Origin of the sequence: Paenibacillus albiflavus, from assembly GCF_004344915.1 — a bacterium.
In the GTDB taxonomy this organism is placed as follows: domain Bacteria; phylum Bacillota; class Bacilli; order Paenibacillales; family NBRC-103111; genus Paenibacillus_AM; species Paenibacillus_AM albiflavus.
The window spans coordinates 135,328-156,749 of sequence record NZ_SKFG01000008.1 but is presented as its reverse complement, the minus strand read 5'-3'; the positions used below and the strand labels follow the sequence as shown (position 1 = coordinate 156,749).

The window sequence follows — 21,422 nt, the reverse complement described above, 5'->3', positions numbered from 1 at the left end:
GTATCATACCCTAAGTGAATTATTTCATATTTTTTTGCGATCAAATACGCCAAATAAAAAACGCGAGCAGCAGAGAATGATCTCTGACTGGTCGCGTTTATCTTAATTTGTTGGACGATGAATCCATTTACGCAGCGGTGTGCGGTCGATAACATAATAATGAATTTTAGGCTCAATGATGAGATGAGTGAGCTTTTTAGTAATAGGGAGCGACAATAGCAGGGTACAACCGATTGCGGCTGCTATAACGATGATGAGTTCAATAGGTTCTGTTATATGCTTATAGATTCCCGACGCTACAGCCGAGCGAATGATTAGTTCATGCAGTAGGAACACATAGACAGTTCTTCTACCAAAATCGGTAATCCAGCTTATTCGCTGCGGAACGAAAGCTAGAAACGAAACTGCAGCGATCAGCTCCAAGGTATAAATGAGAAGGCGGTAAATGCCGACATACCATTCATGATAGCCGAAGTAACTAAATGTAAAGCTGCCGAATAACCATTGTGGATTAAGGTCTTTCGTTGTTAATCCAATGACTGCGAGCAGGGCGATCGATAGGAAACCTGCTAGTAAACGGATTTTGGTTGTAAACAATTGAACAAATCGGCTGTAATCAAAATAATACCCGATCATAAAGAATGGTAGATATACGAAGGTACGCGAGATCGAAGCGAATGTACCTGTAAAATTACCGTAGCCGATTAGAACGGCAACCACTATTGCAAAGAGAATAGGATGCTTGAATTTTGCAAAAATGGGGAGCAGTATTCTCCAGCTTAAATGGCTGACTAAGAACCATAACAACAAGTAAGGAATGAAGAACGAATATTCCATTGTCATGGTGCGGAACACAAAAAATTGCATCAAGCTGTAAAAACTTTGGAAAATAACGTATTGAACTACAATTTGCATCAGGATTTTGCGTCCTTCAGGACCCCCAAGATTGTTCTTGGCAAAATACCCCGTAACGAACACGAATAGCGGCATGTGAAACGTGAAAATCCACACGTAGAGCGCATGTAACGATTCATGCTGTATAATTAACGGCTCAATCGCATTCGCTACAAAAACCGTAACAATAAGAAGAAAACGCAGGTTCAAACAGAACGTATCCGCTCTGCTCGTTGTCGTCGTACTCATGATTGATCGTCTCCATCCAATATCTCTATTTAGCTTTACAATAGCACTATCTCATAAAGTGGTCGATGGATTTGTGACAAAGTTCACATAGTAATTTTCAGTTAATTAGAAAGTATTAGTTTTCACCATACTTCTTCTAATTAACCTTAGGAAACACTCCCGTTCCAAAGGACGGCGTAACCGTTTCCTCTTGGAAAATGAAGTGGAAATGAAATCAGCTTTTTTCCACCGCATAATCGAAAGGTTTGAACGATAATTTACTTCTGTTTTAAACCAGCAATTTCCTGTGAAACGACGAATGCCAGATCATCATTGCCGAACAAAGAGAGCACACCCATTAGCGTTTCGTTTGCAATTTCTCCAGCTTCTTCCTTAGGCACAGTAAGTTCTAGCATATCAGTTAGGGCAGAGATATCGGCTTGATCGGGATACGCTTTGCGATACACGACTTCTGGGCTTAGATCATGATTCACACACCATTGTGCGAATACCAGAATCATCATCCGTTCGTCGCGTTGGTAATTTTCGATGATTTGCTCTTCATATTCTTTCTGATTCATGGATACTTCTCCTTCTTATGTTAAAATATAGATAGGTCATACGCTATCGTTAAGAACTCATATATGTAATAGGCAATTAGCTAATGGTATTATGGAATCGATTATACCAAAAGTCAATGATCGAGTAATCGTATAAGCTAGATACAGAAGGAGAGAAACGATATGGCTAGAAAAAGATTTGCGAATTTGGATGATGTGTCGCATACAAGCTCATTTAAAGAGCTGCAAGCATGGCGCAAGGAGCGAAAAGGCAAGGTCAAAGATCGTTCCTTCTTTGTCGGACAAGCTGCAAACAAAGAGATCGATTATTTGAACGCCAATCGAACGGACACGACGGTTACATGGATCGGACACTCAACTTTCTTGCTGCAGATCGGGGGTCTCAATATACTGACAGATCCCGTGTGGGCGAATTCAATGGCATTCGAGCGAAGATTGTCGCCACCAGGGCTAGAAATAGATGAAATACCTCCGATTAATGTGGTGCTTATCTCGCATTCGCATTACGATCATCTACATTTAACGAGCTTGCGTAAATTAGCGCGTTATCATAAATTTAAAGTGCTTGTTCCCGAAGGTCTGCGATCCTGGATGCAGTGGAGGGGCTTTCGCGATGCAGTAGAGCTTCCTTGGTGGGGGAGCGTGCAGGTCGGCGAGGTTATTTTTGATTTTGTACCTGCCCAGCATTGGACTCGCAGAACGCTGTTCAATACCAATGCTACACATTGGGGCGGATGGGTGCTTCGCAGTAAAGCGCAGGCTGCAGCTTCTGATTCTAACGATGCGAAATCCCGGACGATTTATTTTGCGGGGGACAGCGGTTATTTTCGTGGATTTGGCTTAATTGGAGAGAAGTACGACATCGGAACCGCACTGATGCCGATCGGTGCTTATGAGCCTGAATGGTTTATGGGTAAACAGCATGTAACGCCAGAGGAAGCGATTCAGGCCTACATTGATTCGGGAGCAGAACGGTTTATTCCGATGCATTATGGTTCTTTTCCACTCGCAGATGACACGACGAAGGAAGCACTTGATCGCTTGCGAGCGGAGTGGAGCCGCCGTGAATTACCAGAACATCATTTAAAGGTGCTGCTGCATGGGGAAACGCTAAGAGTACAAGGGTAAAAAATAGAGGATTGTAGGTGCCTATTTCTCAGAAATGAACGAAATAAGCGCCAACAATCCTCTAATAGTTTGAGCTGCACGCTAATCACATGATTAGCGTTTCTTTCAGTTACTCGATTGAGCTGATATACCAGTAATCCTTAATTTTATTTACGGTTACAAGTGCTTCTTCCGTACTTGATTCGTTCTTCGCTGTGTTGTACGCATAAGTAATCTTGAATTTCCACTGACCTTCCGAAATCTGTGTGCCCTTGTCAATTGTGTACTTCTCGACCCATGGGCTGGAAACGCCTGTTACCCAGCTCATTTCTTCAAAGGTTGATTTCTTCTGATCTTGTAAACCTGGTGTGAGCATGGCGTATTGAACTGCGCCATTGCGCGTTTTGACACCTTCCGCGTACTTCTGAACGGCCTCTTCTGGTGTTGAAGCGAGAATAGTCTGCTGCAGTAATTTCACCTGCTTTGCAAGCGACTGGTTGTCAGATGACAGAATACCGACCACATTCGTATCTTGATCCCAAGTTAAGGTTGCGCCAAGCTCTTCGGCTATTGGGCGAAGCTGCACATAGGTTGTGCCATCGATTGTTATAGGCTTGAAATCTCCATTCACATTAGCGCCATTCATCATAAGCTGAATGGCTCGGTCAGCAAGGGCCGAGAGTGGTGAAACTGAGATTGCAGCAAACAAGCCCAAGCTTATGATGGCGATTAGCATCCGTTTATTCTTCAAGTCGCTGCTCCTTTCCTAAATCATACGCTCTTGTTTAGTCATTGCGGCGAGTCATCTGCTGCCATACGGTGCCTTCAGCTTCTTGGCCGCTTTCGATGCGGGCAATTGCCATGTTGACTTGCAGGCGAATCTCGAATTCGGTATCATTTGCTGCTGCACGAAGTGCATCCAGCGCTGTATGATCACCGACTTCGTAGAGGAAGCGTGCTGCACGCCAGCGCACGAGACGATTCGAGTCGCTGAGTGCTTTGATCATCGCTGGGATTGCGGCTGGATCGCCGATATCAGACAACGTATCTCCAGCGGTGCGGCGGATCGTAGGCACGCGGTCCTCGAGTGCCTGGTATAAGTACGGGAGTATTTCGGGCTCCCGTATATCGCCAATATAGACGGTGGCTAACCGTCTAATGGATACGTGCTCGTCGTTAAGAGCACGCAGCAATAGGGGCAGCGTATTCATGGAAGGCTGCACCGCTTGAAGCGCCGCATAGCGGTGCTTCCAATCTGGATCGCTGAGGCTTGCAGCGATCTCCTCGTTCGTGCGCGCCGGCGGGCGCACGGACGCAGCCGCGGCAGCGCTGCCAGCCGCTGCCGGTTCCGCAGCCGCGTTGTCGGCTGCGGCAGCTTCGACGAGCGCGGCAAGGCGCTCGTCTGTGTAGGACGCGTCAAGCTCCGCGATGACGGCGTCCAGCACTTCCTGGAGTTCGCCGTAACGAACTCCGAGCTCGTCCAACCTGCGCTCCCGCAGCAAGCTGTTAGCAGCCGCCCGTGATACCGCATCGTTAAAGCGCTGCGGCATTGCCGCACGGGCTTCATCGCTCCCAGCACGTACGCGCACTTGCAAAGGAATGTTGCGGAACGTTTGGAGCAGCACGAGGACTTCGCCGAATGCAGATGTAGATTCCTCATCTGCAGATTGAGCTTCGCCCGTGGAGCTGCCCGTTCCGCCTAGAACTACAGCCGCTGACTTCAGAATTTGCTCCCAATCGCCCTTCGACTCGCGATCAAGTGCAATAAAGTCAGCGGTTTGGAACACACTCTTCACGCCTTGTATATCCAGAAGATGCTGGACATAGGAGGGAGCAGTATCGTAATTGCTGCGATCATACGTTTTCATAATGCCCGTGGGCAGAGATTCGTCCATATTTAATTTCATCGAGTTAGGACTTGGTGTTGGTTCAATTGATAATAGCTTCATTATATAGCGCACAGGATCGGATGTAAGATGAGCCGATTTGGATCCATTAGAAAGTAGAGATATGCGACATAGAGGTTATGAAACGGATCTCCCTCTGCATAAAATATATCGCAATGTCTCTACTTCATAATGATCACCTTATTTAAACGTAATTCATCATCGTGGAGAATAGACGTTAGTAATGTTAACCTGTGCTTCTCTCCCTTCGTAAGTTCAATCAAGTTCTAGTAAATTGCGACCTAAATAGCTTTCCAAGGTTTTCGTTAAATCAAACATCGTATGAGCTAGATCAATATTCTCAAATGAATGCTCGCACTCGTTCTTGTAAGCCATCTCTTCATCATAATGGGACATATAACGTGAAATATCAGCATTGCTGTGATTCGTAGAACGGGCTCGTTCTTCGAGAAGGGAGGGGGCGCAGTAGATGAAGATACGAACCACCTGTTCGCCATAACGCTGACGCAATACTTCTGCTCCGTACCGATTTAAGATGAGGTATACATGCTTACATTGATCAAGGAAGTTTTCAAGATCAGCTCGCTTTACACCATAACGATTGTTGTTCACTACACTAACCTCAATAAATTCATTGTTTGCTTCAGCCTCGTCAAATTCACGATTACCGATGAAGTGGTACTGATCCCCATTCGTTTCCCATGAATGAGGCGCTCTTGAGGTATACGTTAGAATGTGCTTGATTCCCAGTGTAGAGCCAGCCATTTCGGCAACTGTTCTGCGTCCTGCTCCGTGTGGTCCAGTGAAAACAAAAATTTTCATCTTAGCAGCTCCCTCCTTAATTGGACGCCAAGCTGTTGTCACTTACATGCAAAGGACAACTCCCATCAAATGTCGAGTAGTATTTCAGTATATGAGTTAGCTCGGTCGCTCAAAACCTTTTATTGTATAAAATCATGAAACCAATCAGTAACAACTTCATCTTATCGAGCAGGATGTTACTGATAACTACTATATTAATACAATTCGTTCTACATGTAGAAATATCCTGCGATTAATAGGAGGTGACATGAAATATGTTTGACTGCTGAACAACTTGTTTCATGTGTCTGACTTTTAAGAACAATTTGTGAACTATAGGTATCATTACGCCTATTTGCATTGACAATAAAGTATACTGAATTTATATTTAATTAAGTGTGAGATGATTGATTGACAAGCAGTAGTAATCATGGTAAAAATAACGGTTTTGAAGCGGGGTTGATAACTAATGAAACGATTGAAAACGATGTGGCGAGTAGCCCCCTTAATTGCGATTATGTCGCTTTTATTGTCAGGGTGTGGAAGTCCACAACTTTCAGCGTTAATGCCACGTGGTTCAGTGGCAAGCGAGCAGTTGTTCTTAATTGAGCTTAGTATCGGTATAATGGGACTCGTAATTGTTGTTGTTGCAGCACTCTATTTTATCGCAATCATTCGTTTTCGCAAGCGCAAAGGTCAAACTGGCTATCCGAAGCAAGTTGAAGGAAGTCATAAATTAGAGATTATTTGGACGGTTATTCCGATCATTCTTCTAATTATTCTGGCAGTTCCGACAGTGTACTATACGTTCTTGCACTCCAGTGACTTGCGCAAGGATCCGAACGCAGTTCAAGTTAAAGTTACGGCACATCAGTATTGGTGGGAGTTTGAATATCCTGAATTAGGTATTCACACGGCACAAGATTTAGTTATTCCTCAAGGCAAGAAAGTTGCGCTTGAAATCGAATCTGTGGACGTAACGCATTCCTTCTGGGTTCCATCGCTTGGTGGTAAGCTGGATGCGAATCGTGGATTAGTTAATACATATTATTTAGAAACTGATGAAATTGACACTTTCCTTGGTAAATGTACAGAGCTATGCGGAGCGTCACACTCCTTAATGGATTTCAAAGTGATTTCCAAATCAACTGCAGATTTTGATGCGTGGGTAGATGGCATGAAAAAACCAGTAACAGTAGCAGCAGATGCGCAGAAAGGTAAAGATCTGTTCGATGCTAACTGCTTATCTTGCCATGCTGTTGATGTAAACACGGGTTCATTTGGGCCTAACTTGAACAACATTGCCAACCGTACGAAAGTTGCTGGTATCTTGGAGCATACAGATGAGAACTTGAAAGAATGGATCAAAGATCCGAATGAATTGAAAGTTGGCAACAAGATGCCTGCATTCAAAGACATGCTACAAGATAATGAAATTGACGAAATTGTCAAGTATTTGAATAGTTTGAATAACTTCAAATAAGTTGTACGGGAAAAGTTACCGTTAATGCAACGGTGAAATGATTTCTTCTTAAGGAGGGTAACCACGTTGTCACATGCTCATGCAGTAAAACGCCACACTGGCTTGATGGATTGGCTAACAACAGTCGATCACAAAAAAATCGGTATTATGTACTTTTTTGCTGGCGGATTCTTCTTTCTCATCGGTGGTTTAGAAGCATTATTAATTCGATTACAGCTAATGGCTCCTGATTCTCAATGGTTTATCGGAGATACATTTAACGCTTTAACAACTATGCATGGTACGACGATGATCTTCTTCGCTGCAATGCCTATGGTTTTCGGTTTTATGAACGTAGTCGTTCCGCTCCAGATTGGTGCGAGAGACGTTGCCTATCCATTCGTGAATGCGCTTGGATTCTGGCTTTTCTTCTTAGGAGGCATCCTGCTTAACGTATCATGGTTCGTTGGTCATATTCCTGATGCAGGCTGGACGGCTTATACGCCATTATCAACCTTACCTGAGAAGTTCGGCGTTAACTTCTATGTCATGAGTTTGCAGATAGCAGGTCTTGGTACGTTAATCGGGGGGATTAACTTCCTCGTAACGATTATTAACATGCGCGCACCTGGAATGACGTTCATGCGCATGCCACTTTTCACTTGGACAGCATTCGTTACATCTGCATTGATCTTATTCGCATTCCCTGCGATTACAGTTGGTTTAGTTGAATTGATGTTTGACCGTATGTTCGGAGGCGCTTTCTTCGATGTCACGCGTGGCGGTAACAATATGCTATGGGAGCATCTATTCTGGATTTTCGGTCACCCAGAAGTTTATATTCTAATTCTTCCTGCTTTTGGTATTATTTCCGAGATCGTGAGTACATTCTCTAGCAAGCGTTTGTTCGGATACAGCTCCATGGTATTCGCAACGATCTTGATCGCATTCTTAGGCTTCATGGTGTGGGTTCACCACATGTTTACCGCAGGTCTTGGTCCAGTTGCCAACTCGATCTTCTCGATTGCAACAATGGCGATTGCAGTACCGACAGGGGTCAAAATCTTTAACTGGCTTCTTACGCTATGGGGCGGACATATCCGTTTCAATGTAGCTAACTTGTTTGCTTCATCCTTCATTCCGACATTCGTAATGGGGGGTACTACAGGGGTTATGCTATCTGTTCCGGCAGCTAACTTCCAATATCATGATTCTTACTTCGTTATTGCTCACTTCCACTACGTGCTAGTAGGTGGATTGATCTTGGCCATTTTCGCTGGTGCTTACTACTGGTGGCCTAAGATGTTTGGTAAAATGCTTAACGAAACAATGGGTAAAATTCATTTCTGGACGTTCTTTATCGGCTTCCATATGACATTCTTCCCGCAGCACTTCCTAGGTCTAATGGGTATGCCTCGTCGTGTATTCACATTCCAGGAGAACGCTGGACTTGATATGGGTAACTTGATCTCTTCTATCGGCGCATTCTTGATGGGTGTCGGTGTTATCGTATTTATTATTAACATGATTGTGTCCTCAGCTTCGAAGAAACCGGTTGGCAACGACCCTTGGGATGGACGTACGCTTGAGTGGACTATTCCTTCACCAGCGCCAGAGTACAACTTCAAACAAACTCCGCTTGTGCGTGGTTTAGATGCATTCTGGAAAGAGAAAATGGCTGGTAATAAAGAAATGACATATACAGAACCAGTTGGTTCAATCCATATGCCTTCAGGATCTATTTTGCCACTTATAATGTCAGTTGGATTATTTATTGCGGCAATCGGATTTATGTATACGCATATTTGGGTTGGTATTGGTGGTCTGGCAATTATGTTGATCTGCATGCTTCTTCGCTCTCTATTTGACGATCATGGTTGGCATATTGAGAAGGAAGAGTTGGAAAAGGAGGCTAAAGCATAATGTCTGCTACTACTCATGATGAAGCAATAACAGGCAATCTGGAGACAGCTACGCTTGAAGGTAGGAATAAAGTAACCGGCTTTTGGCTATTCCTTGGCGGTGAGACGGTTCTCTTCGGATGTTTGTTCGCTACATATTTAACGCTTCGTGGACAAACACTAGATGGTAAGACGCCATTCGAATTGTTTAACTTACCGATGGTTGGTTTAACTACGTTCATCTTGTTGACATCATCTTTGACAAGCGTGTTCGCAGTTATGGCACTTCATAAAAGAAATCTTAAAGGTTTACTTGGCTGGTTAGCCGTTACTGTTGCATTCGGTTTAAGCTTCCTTGGTCTTGAAATCTATGAGTTTGTTGAGTACGTTCATGAAGGTCATACCTTTATGGCTAATGCATTTGGTACGTCTTTCTATACGCTCGTTGGCTTTCACGGAGGTCACGTAGCCTTCGGGGTTATCTGGATTACAGTCTTGATTCTTCAAGGTTTAAAGAAAGGTCTTACTACCGTTACAGCACCTAAGTTCTATGTAGCAGCGCTATATTGGCACTTTATCGACGTTGTATGGGTGTTCATTTTCACAGTAGTTTATTTAATGGGAAAGGTAGGTTAATGAGATGACAGGAGCACAGAATACGAATAAAGTAGCGACAAGTCACAAACATGACGGCCTATCACCACATATTTTATCTTACATTGTTTCCATTATCTTAACTATGATTGCATTTGCAGCTGTCTTATACGGCGGTCTTGATGTAGGATTTGTTCTCATTCTTATTGTATGTCTAGCCATTGTTCAAGTTATTTTCCAACTTTTCTATTGGATGCATATGAAGGATAGAGGACATACAATGCCGATCATCTTTATTGCAGGCGGCGTTGTCGTTATTATTCCAGTTATCATCACTGCACTCTTCTGGATGTGGTGGTAAGCATCACAGTTAGGACATGATTCAAGAGGCAGCTTCTTTTATGTGCGTGTATCAGAACCATTAGGAACAGATGTGCTAAAGCTAAGCAAGTCAGCACCTGTTATGATCTGATTCATGGTTCCTTATGAGAAGCTGCCTTTTCTTGATAAAGTAGAAATGCATATTTATCTTTCAGCACATCAAGACGAACAGCTAGAGTATGAGCAGGAAGGGGATTATGAAGATGAATCATAACCATCTTGAAATATCGAATAGTTTTTATACCATGTGGAGTCCTGTGCTTATCTTGTTTGTTATTGTAGTTGGCATCTTGTATTTCCGTATGGTTGGTCCTTGGAGAGAGGGCTTTAAGCATTCTGAACCCGTTGAGACATGGCGGAAGGTGATGTTTACAGTAGGGTTAGTGCTGTTTTATTTAACGCAAGGCAGTCCGATTAACTATTACGGCCATCATTATTTGTTCAGTTTGCACATGCTGCAGCAGTCCATTCTTTATTTGATCGTACCGATCCTAATTATTCTTGGATTACCTGAGTGGTTCTTGAAACCTGTGTTTCAAATTAAATGGCTATACAAGATTGTTCGGTTTTTCACATTCCCGTTAGTTTCGCTCTTGTTCTTTAATGTTACTTTCTCGATCTATCATTTGCCGCTTGTTATGGACTATTTAATGGAGAATGAGCTTGCATTATTCGGATATCATGCTATGCTACTGTTTGCAGCGTTTATGATGTGGTTCCCGATCTTTGTAGCTCATCCAGACTTTAATAAAATGCCTAGCATGCAAAAAATGCTTTATATTTTTGCCAATGGTATACTATTAACACCAGCTTGTGCGCTTATCATTTTTGCTGGAGATCTGCTGTATGCCATGTACCGTGATGTTAGCTTTACAACAACTGTCTATTCTGTATTAGACGATCAGCAGCTAGGCGGCGTTATTATGAAAATTGTGCAGGAAATCGTATATGGAATTGTGTTGTATTCGATTTTCCGCAAATGGTATAGAACGGAACGCAAGCAACATCCTGATGAGCTATCTGATGAACCACAAGAAGGAATGGTGTACAACCACGCGTAAAAATATGAAGATAGGGGAGTATTCATGCACATTTTTCCTACCATTTCAACTACATTTATTGTGATTAGCGCTATATTTGTCGCATTCGGGTGGTATCATATTGTCAAAGGCAATGAAGCACTTCATAAGAAATTGATGATTACAGGTGCTGTATTTGCATTGCTATTTTTCATTGTGTATATGTCGCGGACAATCTTTGAGGGGAATACGGAATTTAATGGTCCTGAAGGTATGAAGCTGTTTTATCAAATATTCCTGACCTTTCACATTATTCTGGCTACCGTGAGTGCCGTGTTCGGGATCACCACACTTGTGCTTGCTTTCAAGGAGAAGTTTGCCAAGCATAGGAAGATAGGCAGAATTACAGCGACACTATGGATGTTTACAGCGCCAACAGGCGTACTCGTATATGTGTTGCTTTATATTCTATACCCAGGTGGAATGAGTAAACCGATGCTGGATGTCATCTTCGGATGGTAATATCACAAATTAATGCAGCTACTGCAGCCCATGCAGTCGCTGTATTTTTTTTGCATAAATGACGGCTTAAACAACTCTGCCAGCGTCCTCCAACTGTGCTCCTGAACGGGATGCGGCAATTTTGGGTACTTCTTCGGTAATTATTTTCCCTCTTTCGGTAATTCTTTGCCTATCGCACTCTGCCAGTGTCCTCCCGCTGTACTACCAAGCGAGATGCGGCAACTTTGGGTACTCTTTCGGAAATTCTTTTCGCTCTTTCGGTAATTTTTTTCTTTATGCACTCTGTCAGTATCGTCCAACTGTGCTCCCGAGCGGGATGCGGCAACTTTGGGTGCTATTTCGGAAATTCTTTTCGCTCTTTCGGTAATTTGTTTCCTTATGCACTCTGCCAGCATCGTCCTACTGTGCTACCGAGCGGGATGTGGCAATATTGGGTTCTTTTCTTTGACTACGTCCACGCAGCAGCACTACGTAGGTGTTAAACACTTATTTTAGTGTTGAGCAAAAATAACTATTGCAATAATAATTTTACCGAGTATACTGTACATATAGATATACACAGTAGGCACAGTTGAGTTGTGGTTAAGCACAGTTAGCTATAGGACTGAACAGTCAATAATTAAATGGGGTGGCAAGGATGTCATTATGGAATGGTGCTTGGTACTTAGCTAAGCGAGATTTATTAGATAAATCGGTATTCCTGTGTGGAATATTCTATTGTGGATTAATTATTCTATTTACGTTTGATTATGTAAGTATGAATTTGTTCGCAGTGGAACAAAAGAATCACTCGATTACAATTTTCCAAAATATGGTCGTTGTACTGTTGTTTCAAAATTTAGGATATCGCTTAGATCATAAATATTTCACCAAGTATTACAAAACTGATGTTTTCACGAAACGATATTCCTTCCTCAGTACCTTGCCAATTACGATTAAACAAATGATTTTGGCTAGATATATGCAGTACACAATAACACTTGCTGTCATGTATGCGGTCATTTTCGGTATAACGGGTATCTGGGGTAATATAATCCATTCGGGGAATCTTACCGCAGTTCAGTTTATCGAGTTTATGCTTATGTGGGTAGGCTATACCATTTTGTTTGGCAGTATTAATATCTTATTGGAGCTTGGATTTCATGGAAAGATCCATTATTGGTTCAATATCGCGGTATACTTTATTTTTGTGGCTGGCTGTTTCTGTTTAAGCTTTATATCGGTATGGCAGGTTGCAATTGATTTGATCGTATCGTATGGCTATCTGATCCCATGTGCTTCGCTATTGCTGGCAGGTCTCGTAACTTGGCTCGTGATCAAGCAATTGGCCCGAAGAATGCAAACGAGAGATTTATATATCTAGATGAATAAATGAGGTGGTTAAAATGTCATTATGGAATGGTGCTTGGTACTTAGCTAAGCGAGATTTGGTGAAGGATAAATCAGTATTCTTGTGGGGAATCTTGTTTAGTGGAGTGATTATTTTATTTACGCTTGATTATTTGATTGTTCGATCTTTAGAAAAGGATCATGTGATTAATTTGTTTTCAATTATTCAAAATACAATCATTGTGCTGCTTTTTCAAACATTGGGCTTTGGCTATGATCGTAATTATTTCACGAAGTATAACCAAACTGATTTTTTCACGAGACGCTATTCCTACCTAAGTACTATGCCAATTTCGATTAAGCAATTGATTCTGGCTAGATATATACAGCATACGATAACACTTGTTGTGATGTATGCGATCATTTTCGGTATAACGGGTATTTGGGGAAACTTAATCCATCCAGGGACTCTTACCGTAGTTCAGTTTATCGAGTTTATGCTTATGTGGGTAGGCTATACCAGTTTGTTTGGCAGTATTTATATCTTTTTGGAGCTTGGATTTCACGGGAAGATTTATTATGCGATCAGTATCGTGGTATCCATAAGTATGCTCGTTGGATGCATCGTCTTAGGCTTCCTACAAGTATCGGTATGGCAGGTTGCAATTGATTTGATCGTATCGTATGGCTATCTGGTCACATGTGCTTCACTATTGTTAGCAGGTGTCGTTACTTGGCTCATGATCAAGCTGCTGGCAAGAAGAATGCAAACGCGAGATTTATATATTTAGATGCATGCAGAGCGAGTAGAAAAGAAGGTGAATAGATGAAGATTCCTATAACCGTTGCTACAGATAGTGCGGAACCGTTATATTACCAGATCGAAGTTCAGCTTAGGGCATTAATTCTAAGTGGGCAATTACCTGAGGGAACACTATTGCCTTCAATTCGAGAATTTGCTCAAGATGTAGCATGTTCTGTGATTACGATTAGGCGAGTTTATCAAGATTTAGAGAACGAAGGCATTCTTCGAACAAAACAAGGAACGGGTACCTTCGTAGCTAGTGTAGGTGCAGGCGTTAGGGAATCCTATCGAACAGACGCGGTACTTGCTGCAATGAAGGAAGCTGTTGCAACGGGGCTCAGAGTGAAATGCACGGAAGATGAGCTTAGAGGATTGTTTGAACAAGCGCTAAAAGAAGTAAGCGGGGAGGCTTGAAGAACACATGGATAATCATCATGTAGTGAAACTAACAGGTTTACAAAAACGATTGGATGATTTTGAGCTAGGTCCGATAGATCTAGAGTTCGAAGAGGGGATGGTATATGCAGTTGTAGGCGAGAATGGCTCGGGCAAAAGTACATTATTCAGCTTAATGATGAATGGTTATAAACCTGATGCGGGTACGGTTGAACTCTTTGGGCAGCCCTATACCGAAGCGAATCTGATGATCAGACAAAGAACAGCTTTTGCGTCAGTTCGGCAGTTGTGGGATGATTACGATCTAAATCGAATTGACGAATTAGTGGCATTCACGAGTAAGTGGTATGCGAATTGGGATGATTCGTTATTCTGGGGGCTGGCAAGTGAATTAGGTCTTGAGAAAAGACAAAAGCTCCGCAAGCTATCAACAGGCATGCGTCAGAGGCTTGCGATCGCAGTCGCATTAGCGATTAAACCAGATCTCTTGCTGCTGGATGAAGCAACGAATGGACTGGATTTTCGAACTTCACGTCTTATTCATGATGAACTCGTAAAATTCATGGATCAACAAGGGAAGACAATCATTTTTGCCACACATATTCTTGACGATATTAGACAGCTAGCGGACTACATCGTCTTTATCCATCAAGGTCGTATACTGGGGACTTTTGAGAAAGATGTGCTCTTAGGTGATTGGAAGGCATTCTGGCTAGATCAAATTCCAAGTGAAGCAAAGGATTGGCCAGAGGTAGTCGATATGGATCATCAAGGTTCCAAACTTAATAGATTAGTTACCTCAGATGCTAGAGTGACAGAAAATAGGCTAGCAGAGCTTGGCGTTAAGACAACAAATTTACAGGCATTAGATCTACAAGAAATTCTTATATATCTAGTAGAAAAAAAGTTTAAGTAAAGGAGTGGTTAAAGAATGTTTACCTTACAAATTGAACATGTATCGAAGAAGTTTGGCGAGAAAACCGCGGTAAATGGAATTAATCTTGCCGTTAAGTCTGGTGAAATTTATGGTTTGCTAGGAGGGAACGGCGCAGGTAAAACAACGACAATGCGTATGGCGCTAGGGCTCATTTATCCAGATGAAGGGCGAATTAGTTGGAAGGGAAAAGGTTATCGCGAAGAGTTGTATAGCCTGATGGGTTATTTGCCAGAAGAACGCGGGCTGTATCCTAAGGTTAAAGTCAGTGATCAATTGTTGTATTTGGCTGAATTAAGAGGAACGCCGAAGAAACAAGCCGATAAGACCTTAAAGGATTGGTTGGAGAAGTTTGGTGTGCCTGAGAATTATAATAAACGAATTGAAGAGCTGTCGAAGGGGAATCAGCAAAAGATCCAATTTATTGCATCGATCATTCATAAACCTGAAATTCTGATCTTGGATGAAGCGTTCTCCGGGCTTGATCCTGTCAATGTCGAGCTGCTCAAAGATACCGTTAAGGAATTACGCGATGAAGGTAAAACGATTCTATTCTCCAGTCACCGCATGGAACATGTAGAAGAACTTTGCCAAAATATAACAATTCTACATAAGTCAAATACAGTATTGCAGGGCAACCTGAAGGAAATCAAAGCTTCTTTCCCTAAAGAACGCGTTATTCTTGAAACTGCTTCGCCTGTAAATGGGTTGAATGAGATTGCTGGTGTTCGTTCCGTTAAGGAGCATGCAGCGGGATATGAAATTATGATTACGGATGTAAGCGCAGCGAGAATAGTTTTAGAGAAAGCAATGGCAGATACCCAAGTAAATAGATTCCAGATTATGGAGCCGACACTTAATGAAATTTTTATCAAGAAGGTAGGTGGTTCTGATGAATAAAATGTTATCCGTGATTCGATATACGTTTATGAGTAATTTTAATATGAAGTCATTTAAGGTAATGACGGTCGTGCTTGCTATCATTGTTTCGATTGTAATTAATTTACCTGCTATTATTAATGCTTTTTCTAGCAGTGATGTGAAAGTAGAGAAGGTTGGGATTTTCCAGGCTCAGTCAGACCTAGGGACAAAGCTGCAGCAATATTATGAAGCGCAGAAAACGCCTAAGATCTCAATTGTGATGTTGCCTGATGCAGGCAGTGCAGCAGCGAATGATGCCTACGGTAAAGAACAGATTAAACAAAAAGAAATTGTCGGCTATATGGAAGTTAGTAGTGAGCTTGTTGGTGGGTTCCCTAAAGTCATCTATAAGTCTGAAGCTAGCACATTAGAAACGGGGATTCGCACAGAGTTAAGCATTGCTTTACAAGGATTAAAGACCAATAGTGTGCTTAAGGACATTTCACCAGAGCAGCTTGCCATGATTCAAACTCCTGTAAGTGTGGAGTCCGTGCAAGTCAAAGCGACTACAACAGAAGCAGGTGCAGGACGTTCCGAAGCTGAAATGATGGTTGCATTCGGTTTAGTTTATGCGATGCTCTTCTTGATCTATATGAGCGTTATCTCCTATGGCAACACGATTGCAACGATGATTACGCAGGAGAAAAGCTCTCGTGTGATGGAGCTTCTCATTACAAGTTCAAATCCTACGCAGCAAATGTTCGGCAAAATATTCGGGGTCTGCTTGATGGGAATCGTGCAAATTGTGATCCTGATCCTTGTAGCGATTGGCAACATGCTGCTGCCACATAATCAAACTATAATCAAAGACATGAATATTGATTTCTCTACTATTCCATCGGATTTGATCGTTTACTTCGTGATCTTCTACTTAGGCGGATTCTTCATCTATGCGATGATTGCGGCTGGAGTTGGTTCCCTCGTTAGCCGTATTGAAGAAGTCGCGCAAGCGATTATGCCGATTATGTTCCTTGTGATGGCAGGCTTCTTTATCGCTATATTCGGTTTGCGGTCCCCTGAAGCACCATTTGTCGTAGCGATGTCCTACGTCCCGTTCTTCAGCCCACTAATTATGTTCCTACGAATCGGCATCAGCAATCCAGCCTGGTGGGAAATCGCGACCTCCATCGGCATTCTCGCCATCTCCATTGTCCTCATGGGCTGGTTATCTGCTAAGATCTACCGCACAGGCGTGTTGATGTATGGAAAGCGTCCATCGATTAAGGAGTTAAGAAAGGCTATGAAGTCGATGTAGTTTATAAATGAAATAAAGCCTTGGTGTGCGAAGTTTGCACATCAAGGCTTTTTAATATGTACATACTATTGATTTATCATATCATGTTAGCTCTACAGATACTTGCGAATGTGCGCCGTCACCTGATCACCGCACGCCTTATATCCTTCATCCGTTAAATGATACAAATCCTCGCAAATATACTGCTCCATATTCGTTTTCACAAGTGCATTTAAATCATTGACTTCAATACTGTACTTTTGCATCAATTGAATTACCGCTCGGTTATATTGATCAATTTCAGCATTGTTTCGGCCTGTAGCAGCTGGATCGATCGGCGTCGTTGTGGCAAATATTATTCTAGCACCTGTACGCTGTAGTTCATGGATAATGCGTTCCATCGTTGCAATATATTCTTCTAACGAAGTTAATGCTTCGACCATTGGTGGCTCATGATGTAGATCCCAAAGTCCATTATTCCAATGGACAATATCAGGCGTACCAAGGTCTTTCAACCACAAATTAACCGCCCATAGCGTATATTTGGCGAATCTTCCGTTCTCCTCAGGCGCCACCACCTCAGCAACGTCATTCAAACACTCTCTTACCCATGGTTCATAACCTAAACGAATTGAATCACCCATCAATAAAACTTTCGTCATCCGGATCACCTCAACATAAAGTCACATTACCATTTATTGATAACATATTTTATATCGCTGCACAATTAATAAAGCTATCTCCTATGTCTCGCAGAGTAGGGGCTTTTTGCGATAAAGCATTAACAGATGCGCTACAAGTGGATATTTCAACAGAGTGACACACAAGTCAAAAATAGGGTATGCTATAATTAATTGAGTGTTCAAATATCTTAATTTATTTGGACGTGATAGTATATTAGTGCTAACATTTATCTGTCTATATCTCCTTTTAATTGGTTGTAACACGAATAGCAATGTAAATAAAGGAGTACTTCAAGTAAATCTTGGGTTATGATTTTGTTGTTTGGGATGGGAAAGTTTACAAGACAACAGATAAAACTTTTGATCCAATATTTTACTTTGTTTGCTCTGCAAGGGAATAATGCTAATAGCACAAAGGGGTAAAAAATGAAAAAATATGTAATGGTACTATTTATCTTATGCCTATTTATCACACTGCCACTATCTTCATACGCTTCTATTGATGAAGGGAAGAATGACAAGTTAAACAACAATCCAACTCAAGGTTTAGACGATATTTCAGGTCATTGGGCTGAACCGTCAATTAGAATAGCACTAATAGCTGGTTATGTAAATTTAGATGAGGATGGCAAGCTTAATCCAGATACATACGTAACAAAAGAAGAATTTTTAGATATGGTAGTACGAGCTTTAAAATTACCAAATCGTGAGCAAGTAAAAGGAGAATCACGGTTTGTTTCGATAATTGAAACTGCCAAAAAAGCTGATATTTATAAAAATGATGATTACGAGCAGGACCTAACAAAGCCATTAACAAGGGAAGAAATGATACTAACTTTGGAAAGAGCAACTCATAAAGTTGCCTATTCTCAAACATATGAGAATATGAAAAGAGATGTAATCGATCGAAGGAAGAAATATTATGTGGAGCTTGAAGATGATAAAAAATTGATACTTTCTTTAGAAGGATTTCATGTCAATCTAGATGATTACGATAATCCGAAAGAGATATATACAAAGATTACCAAGTGGGATATTAACAAACAACAAGAGTTTATCAAGCAAAACGAAAAAGAAGGTAGACAATATTGTTCTCCGATAATAAATGACCTTACTTGCAATAATAAAAATGAACAACTCATCTATAAATCTTTTGATCGATATAAGACTTTTCTTAGTGTCCTTGAAAGAATGCTTAATGATATTCCAGATAAATTAGATAAGACATTTAATAAAATGAGTAAAAATCAAATGATATTTGAAACTATAAGACGTGGACTTATTAGCGGAACCAATCGTGGAGAATTATCACTTGAAGCCTTATCTACACGTGCACAGGCAATTGTCTCTATAGAACGAGTACTTGCTTTTAATAGAGGAGAACATTTGGAGTATGATAAATATGCTGCTTCTGTGGCAGAGATAAATTGGCATAATACAAACCTGATGTCAATGTTACCTAAATATTTTGGGAATCTAGAAAGCGAATATACAGAACAGCAACTTGCACAAATATTTAAATACGAGGCTGACGATGGAAATTTAATAAACGAAACGGAGAAGTTTATATTAGTTGATTTGGACGATCCGAATGATTTGCATCGAAATCTATATACGGACAAATTAATAACCGTTCTGAAAAATGAATCAGGTAAATTAGAATTAACGCCTTTCATTAAAGCGAATGCTTATGCCCTTATTATGGTCAATAAGTATAAATTTAATAAAGATTATGAGTTTGGAGAATTTTTTGGGAATAGAATAGTGATAAGTCAAAATGATCCTGCCTCAAAACTGGATCCTAAAGTTTCATATTTATTTTCAATCAATCAATTTATTAGATATTCTTATGAATTCAAAACTAAATTTGGCAGGGGTAGTGGGTATACTCAAGGTTTTACCTTACCTGGTGTCAATAAATACATTGGTAATGAACATGAATATCTAGCCGGTTATCTAATCCTCAAAGATCAACTTCGTTTGGCGGAGCCAGGGAATCAAATAGAGATCAAATTTGACCAACCAACTATCTATGGAGATCAAGCGATTTATGGAGAGCGATACACTATTTTTACATCTCAAGTAAGAAAGGACTAATTTAAATTATCCGTTTTCTACAATAATTTTTAAATAGCTTACAATAACGAACGTGAACTGTGACCCGATAGGTAGCCCTTTGAAAAAAGTGCCCACCTTTCGGGTCATTTGTATTTTAAAGGCTATGCTTTTCCGATAATTCCATATAGATACAGATGATGAATATGCTTAATCGTTGTAGATAGATCATCATTAAATTCTAATTTATTCCCCAACATATTAAGCGCATCGATAAAGGCTAACAATGTTTCGGTTGGTATTGTACCGTCGATCACGTTCTCCCGCTTGCCTGCTTCGATATATTCACGATAAATTGTTCTTTTGCTCTCGTTTATGTTTTTAGTAAGTAGATCAATGAGTACAGGGTCGCTAAGTGCCTTTTGGGAAAAATATTCGGAAATCGATAGGTTGATATTTTCTGTGCAAAGCAAAAGAGCCGATTCGAGTTTTTCAACAAAGCTAATGTCTTTCGTCAAAATTTCTGCTGCCTTTTGCAAAGTATCGCTCATGATAATATCGGCGCACTCCCCGATGAGAGCTTCTTTACTTCCGAAATAGTTGTAAATGGATACTTGCGATACATCGGCAAGCGCTGCAATTTCTTTAATGCTGACGCTTGTAAAGCCATTTTCTTTGAAAAGGGTCATGGCTGCATGGATAATCGCTTTTTTCTTTTTTTCGGTGGTCATTTCATATTTGTTCATGTTCTCACCTCTTATAAATGCAAGTATACCACAGTATAAATAAACTTTGAAATCAAATAGACAATATTACAAAGTTGTTGACAAGGGTAAGGCGGGTGGGTAGAATAAGTTTGAAATATTATCTACTAAATTTCAAACTTAGACAATTACGGAGGAGCAATGAGGACAATAAATAGAAAACTAGCAGGGGTACTGGCGGGAATAATAATAATTGGAGTGTGTTGCGGAGTGCTGTATCAACCTTTTATGAATTACTTATCTTCACAAGGGGCTAATCCAACGGGATTTGTTGGTAGTGTTGTCACAAAAATATGGTCAAATTATTTCCGCGATTTAAGCGAATGGACTTTGGCATCGGTTGATTTAGACGAACAGCATACCATTCTCGACGTTGGTTTTGGCGGCGGCGCCAACATTAAATATATAAAAGAGCATAACAACGAAAGTATTGTTTATGGAATTGATGTATCTGAAGAAGCTGTCAAGACTGCAACTGATTTGAACCGTAAGTATGTGGATTCAGGGGAAGTCATATTAACAATAAATGACGTCGCTTATATGCAATTTGAAGATGAATTGTTTGACCTCGTTGTTGCTACTCAAACACATATATACTGGGAGGAATTAGAGAAGGGGCTTTCGGAGTGCTATCGGGTATTAAAGCATAATGGAACGCTCTTAATCACAAGTGAAATAGATAAAATTGAATATCATCTTCCAGAATATAAAAATCCAAACGATTTTGTTTCGCTTCTGGGCGCGACTGGGTTCACTGATGTCAATGTAAAAACCAGCAATAACTATGTAGCGTTTATATGTAAAAAATGAGATGGAAGTCGGGGACTTCGAGCATATGGAAGATGAGAGATTTTTCGTAGAGGGATGATTTTAGAAAAATGTATTTATTTACTGAATAATCAGA

The 21,422-nt window shown here is 41.0% G+C and carries 22 protein-coding genes; 15 read left to right on the top strand and 7 right to left on the bottom strand.

What is annotated here, in order from left to right; translation table 11 throughout:
• Positions 1 to 102 precede the first annotated feature (102 nt).
• The gene (locus E0485_RS10025) at positions 103 to 1,143 is read right to left on the bottom strand and encodes an acyltransferase family protein (protein WP_132417890.1); all 1,041 of its coding nucleotides are present in this window, start codon (positions 1,141 to 1,143) and stop codon (positions 103 to 105) included.
• A 257-nt stretch (positions 1,144 to 1,400) separates the two neighbouring features.
• Positions 1,401 to 1,703 (bottom strand): hypothetical protein, encoded by a 303-nt coding sequence (locus tag E0485_RS10020; RefSeq protein ID WP_132417889.1) that lies wholly within the window; start codon positions 1,701 to 1,703, stop codon positions 1,401 to 1,403.
• A 162-nt stretch (positions 1,704 to 1,865) separates the two neighbouring features.
• Between E0485_RS10020 and E0485_RS10015 the strand changes: the two genes are divergently transcribed.
• Positions 1,866 to 2,831, top strand: a complete 966-nt coding sequence (locus tag E0485_RS10015; RefSeq protein ID WP_132417888.1) for an MBL fold metallo-hydrolase — start codon at positions 1,866 to 1,868, stop codon at positions 2,829 to 2,831.
• A 109-nt stretch (positions 2,832 to 2,940) separates the two neighbouring features.
• On the opposite strand, the gene E0485_RS10010 is transcribed toward E0485_RS10015, so the two are convergent.
• From E0485_RS10010 to E0485_RS10000, 3 genes are all read right to left on the bottom strand, one after another.
• Positions 2,941 to 3,561: a stalk domain-containing protein gene (locus tag E0485_RS10010; RefSeq protein ID WP_132417887.1), complete on the bottom strand. Its 621-nt coding sequence runs from the start codon at positions 3,559 to 3,561 to the stop codon at positions 2,941 to 2,943.
• A 34-nt stretch (positions 3,562 to 3,595) separates the two neighbouring features.
• Positions 3,596 to 4,759 (bottom strand): virulence factor, encoded by a 1,164-nt coding sequence (locus E0485_RS10005; protein ID WP_132417886.1) that lies wholly within the window; start codon positions 4,757 to 4,759, stop codon positions 3,596 to 3,598.
• 213 nt (positions 4,760 to 4,972) lie between these two features.
• Positions 4,973 to 5,539: a guanylate kinase gene (locus E0485_RS10000; RefSeq protein ID WP_132417885.1), complete on the bottom strand. Its 567-nt coding sequence runs from the start codon at positions 5,537 to 5,539 to the stop codon at positions 4,973 to 4,975.
• A gap of 448 nt (positions 5,540 to 5,987) precedes the next feature.
• On the opposite strand from E0485_RS10000, the gene coxB reads away from it, so the two are divergent.
• The 12 genes from coxB (at position 5,988) to E0485_RS09940 (ending at position 17,037) form a co-directional block, all read left to right on the top strand.
• Positions 5,988 to 7,001: a cytochrome c oxidase subunit II gene (gene coxB / locus E0485_RS09995; protein ID WP_132417884.1), complete on the top strand. Its 1,014-nt coding sequence runs from the start codon at positions 5,988 to 5,990 to the stop codon at positions 6,999 to 7,001.
• Positions 7,002 to 7,106: 105 nt separating this feature from the next.
• On the top strand, positions 7,107 to 8,903 hold the full coding sequence (ctaD, locus tag E0485_RS09990; protein ID WP_407944842.1) for a cytochrome c oxidase subunit I: 1,797 nt from the start codon (positions 7,107 to 7,109) through the stop codon (positions 8,901 to 8,903).
• Complete coding sequence (locus E0485_RS09985) at positions 8,903 to 9,517, top strand: cytochrome (ubi)quinol oxidase subunit III (protein WP_132417882.1); 615 nt, start codon at positions 8,903 to 8,905, stop codon at positions 9,515 to 9,517. Before ctaD ends, E0485_RS09985 begins: the two co-directional genes overlap by 1 nt.
• A gap of 4 nt (positions 9,518 to 9,521) precedes the next feature.
• A complete protein-coding gene (locus E0485_RS09980; protein ID WP_132417881.1) occupies positions 9,522 to 9,836 on the top strand; it encodes a cytochrome C oxidase subunit IV family protein in 315 nt (104 codons plus the stop codon).
• Positions 9,837 to 10,059: 223 nt separating this feature from the next.
• Positions 10,060 to 10,917: a cytochrome c oxidase assembly protein gene (locus tag E0485_RS09975; protein WP_132417880.1), complete on the top strand. Its 858-nt coding sequence runs from the start codon at positions 10,060 to 10,062 to the stop codon at positions 10,915 to 10,917.
• Positions 10,918 to 10,941: 24 nt separating this feature from the next.
• Complete coding sequence (locus E0485_RS09970; protein ID WP_132417879.1) at positions 10,942 to 11,397, top strand: DUF420 domain-containing protein; 456 nt, start codon at positions 10,942 to 10,944, stop codon at positions 11,395 to 11,397.
• Between the two features lie 637 nt (positions 11,398 to 12,034).
• Positions 12,035 to 12,760, top strand: a complete 726-nt coding sequence (locus E0485_RS09965) for an ABC-2 transporter permease (protein ID WP_132417878.1) — start codon at positions 12,035 to 12,037, stop codon at positions 12,758 to 12,760.
• 22 nt (positions 12,761 to 12,782) lie between these two features.
• A complete protein-coding gene (locus E0485_RS09960) occupies positions 12,783 to 13,517 on the top strand; it encodes a hypothetical protein (RefSeq protein WP_132417877.1) in 735 nt (244 codons plus the stop codon).
• A 35-nt stretch (positions 13,518 to 13,552) separates the two neighbouring features.
• Positions 13,553 to 13,945, top strand: coding sequence for a GntR family transcriptional regulator (locus E0485_RS09955; protein ID WP_132417876.1), 393 nt, complete (start codon positions 13,553 to 13,555; stop codon positions 13,943 to 13,945).
• A gap of 7 nt (positions 13,946 to 13,952) precedes the next feature.
• Complete coding sequence (locus E0485_RS09950) at positions 13,953 to 14,843, top strand: ATP-binding cassette domain-containing protein (protein WP_132417875.1); 891 nt, start codon at positions 13,953 to 13,955, stop codon at positions 14,841 to 14,843.
• A 15-nt stretch (positions 14,844 to 14,858) separates the two neighbouring features.
• Positions 14,859 to 15,761, top strand: a complete 903-nt coding sequence (locus E0485_RS09945; RefSeq protein ID WP_132417874.1) for an ABC transporter ATP-binding protein — start codon at positions 14,859 to 14,861, stop codon at positions 15,759 to 15,761.
• Positions 15,754 to 17,037, top strand: coding sequence for an ABC transporter permease (locus E0485_RS09940; RefSeq protein WP_132417873.1), 1,284 nt, complete (start codon positions 15,754 to 15,756; stop codon positions 17,035 to 17,037). Before E0485_RS09945 ends, E0485_RS09940 begins: the two co-directional genes overlap by 8 nt.
• A gap of 92 nt (positions 17,038 to 17,129) precedes the next feature.
• On the opposite strand, the gene E0485_RS09935 is transcribed toward E0485_RS09940, so the two are convergent.
• On the bottom strand, positions 17,130 to 17,678 hold the full coding sequence (locus tag E0485_RS09935; RefSeq protein ID WP_132417872.1) for an SGNH/GDSL hydrolase family protein: 549 nt from the start codon (positions 17,676 to 17,678) through the stop codon (positions 17,130 to 17,132).
• Between the two features lie 447 nt (positions 17,679 to 18,125).
• On the opposite strand from E0485_RS09935, the gene E0485_RS09930 reads away from it, so the two are divergent.
• Positions 18,126 to 19,796: an S-layer homology domain-containing protein gene (locus tag E0485_RS09930; RefSeq protein WP_132417871.1), complete on the top strand. Its 1,671-nt coding sequence runs from the start codon at positions 18,126 to 18,128 to the stop codon at positions 19,794 to 19,796.
• A 122-nt stretch (positions 19,797 to 19,918) separates the two neighbouring features.
• Here the strand turns inward: E0485_RS09930 and E0485_RS09925 are convergent, their stop codons facing one another.
• Positions 19,919 to 20,500 carry a TetR/AcrR family transcriptional regulator gene (locus E0485_RS09925; protein ID WP_132417870.1) on the bottom strand — a complete coding sequence of 194 codons (582 nt, stop codon included), beginning with the start codon at positions 20,498 to 20,500 and terminating at the stop codon, positions 19,919 to 19,921.
• 159 nt (positions 20,501 to 20,659) lie between these two features.
• On the opposite strand from E0485_RS09925, the gene E0485_RS09920 reads away from it, so the two are divergent.
• Positions 20,660 to 21,328 carry a class I SAM-dependent methyltransferase gene (locus tag E0485_RS09920; protein ID WP_207910955.1) on the top strand — a complete coding sequence of 223 codons (669 nt, stop codon included), beginning with the start codon at positions 20,660 to 20,662 and terminating at the stop codon, positions 21,326 to 21,328.
• The last annotated feature ends 94 nt before the right edge of the window (positions 21,329 to 21,422 follow it).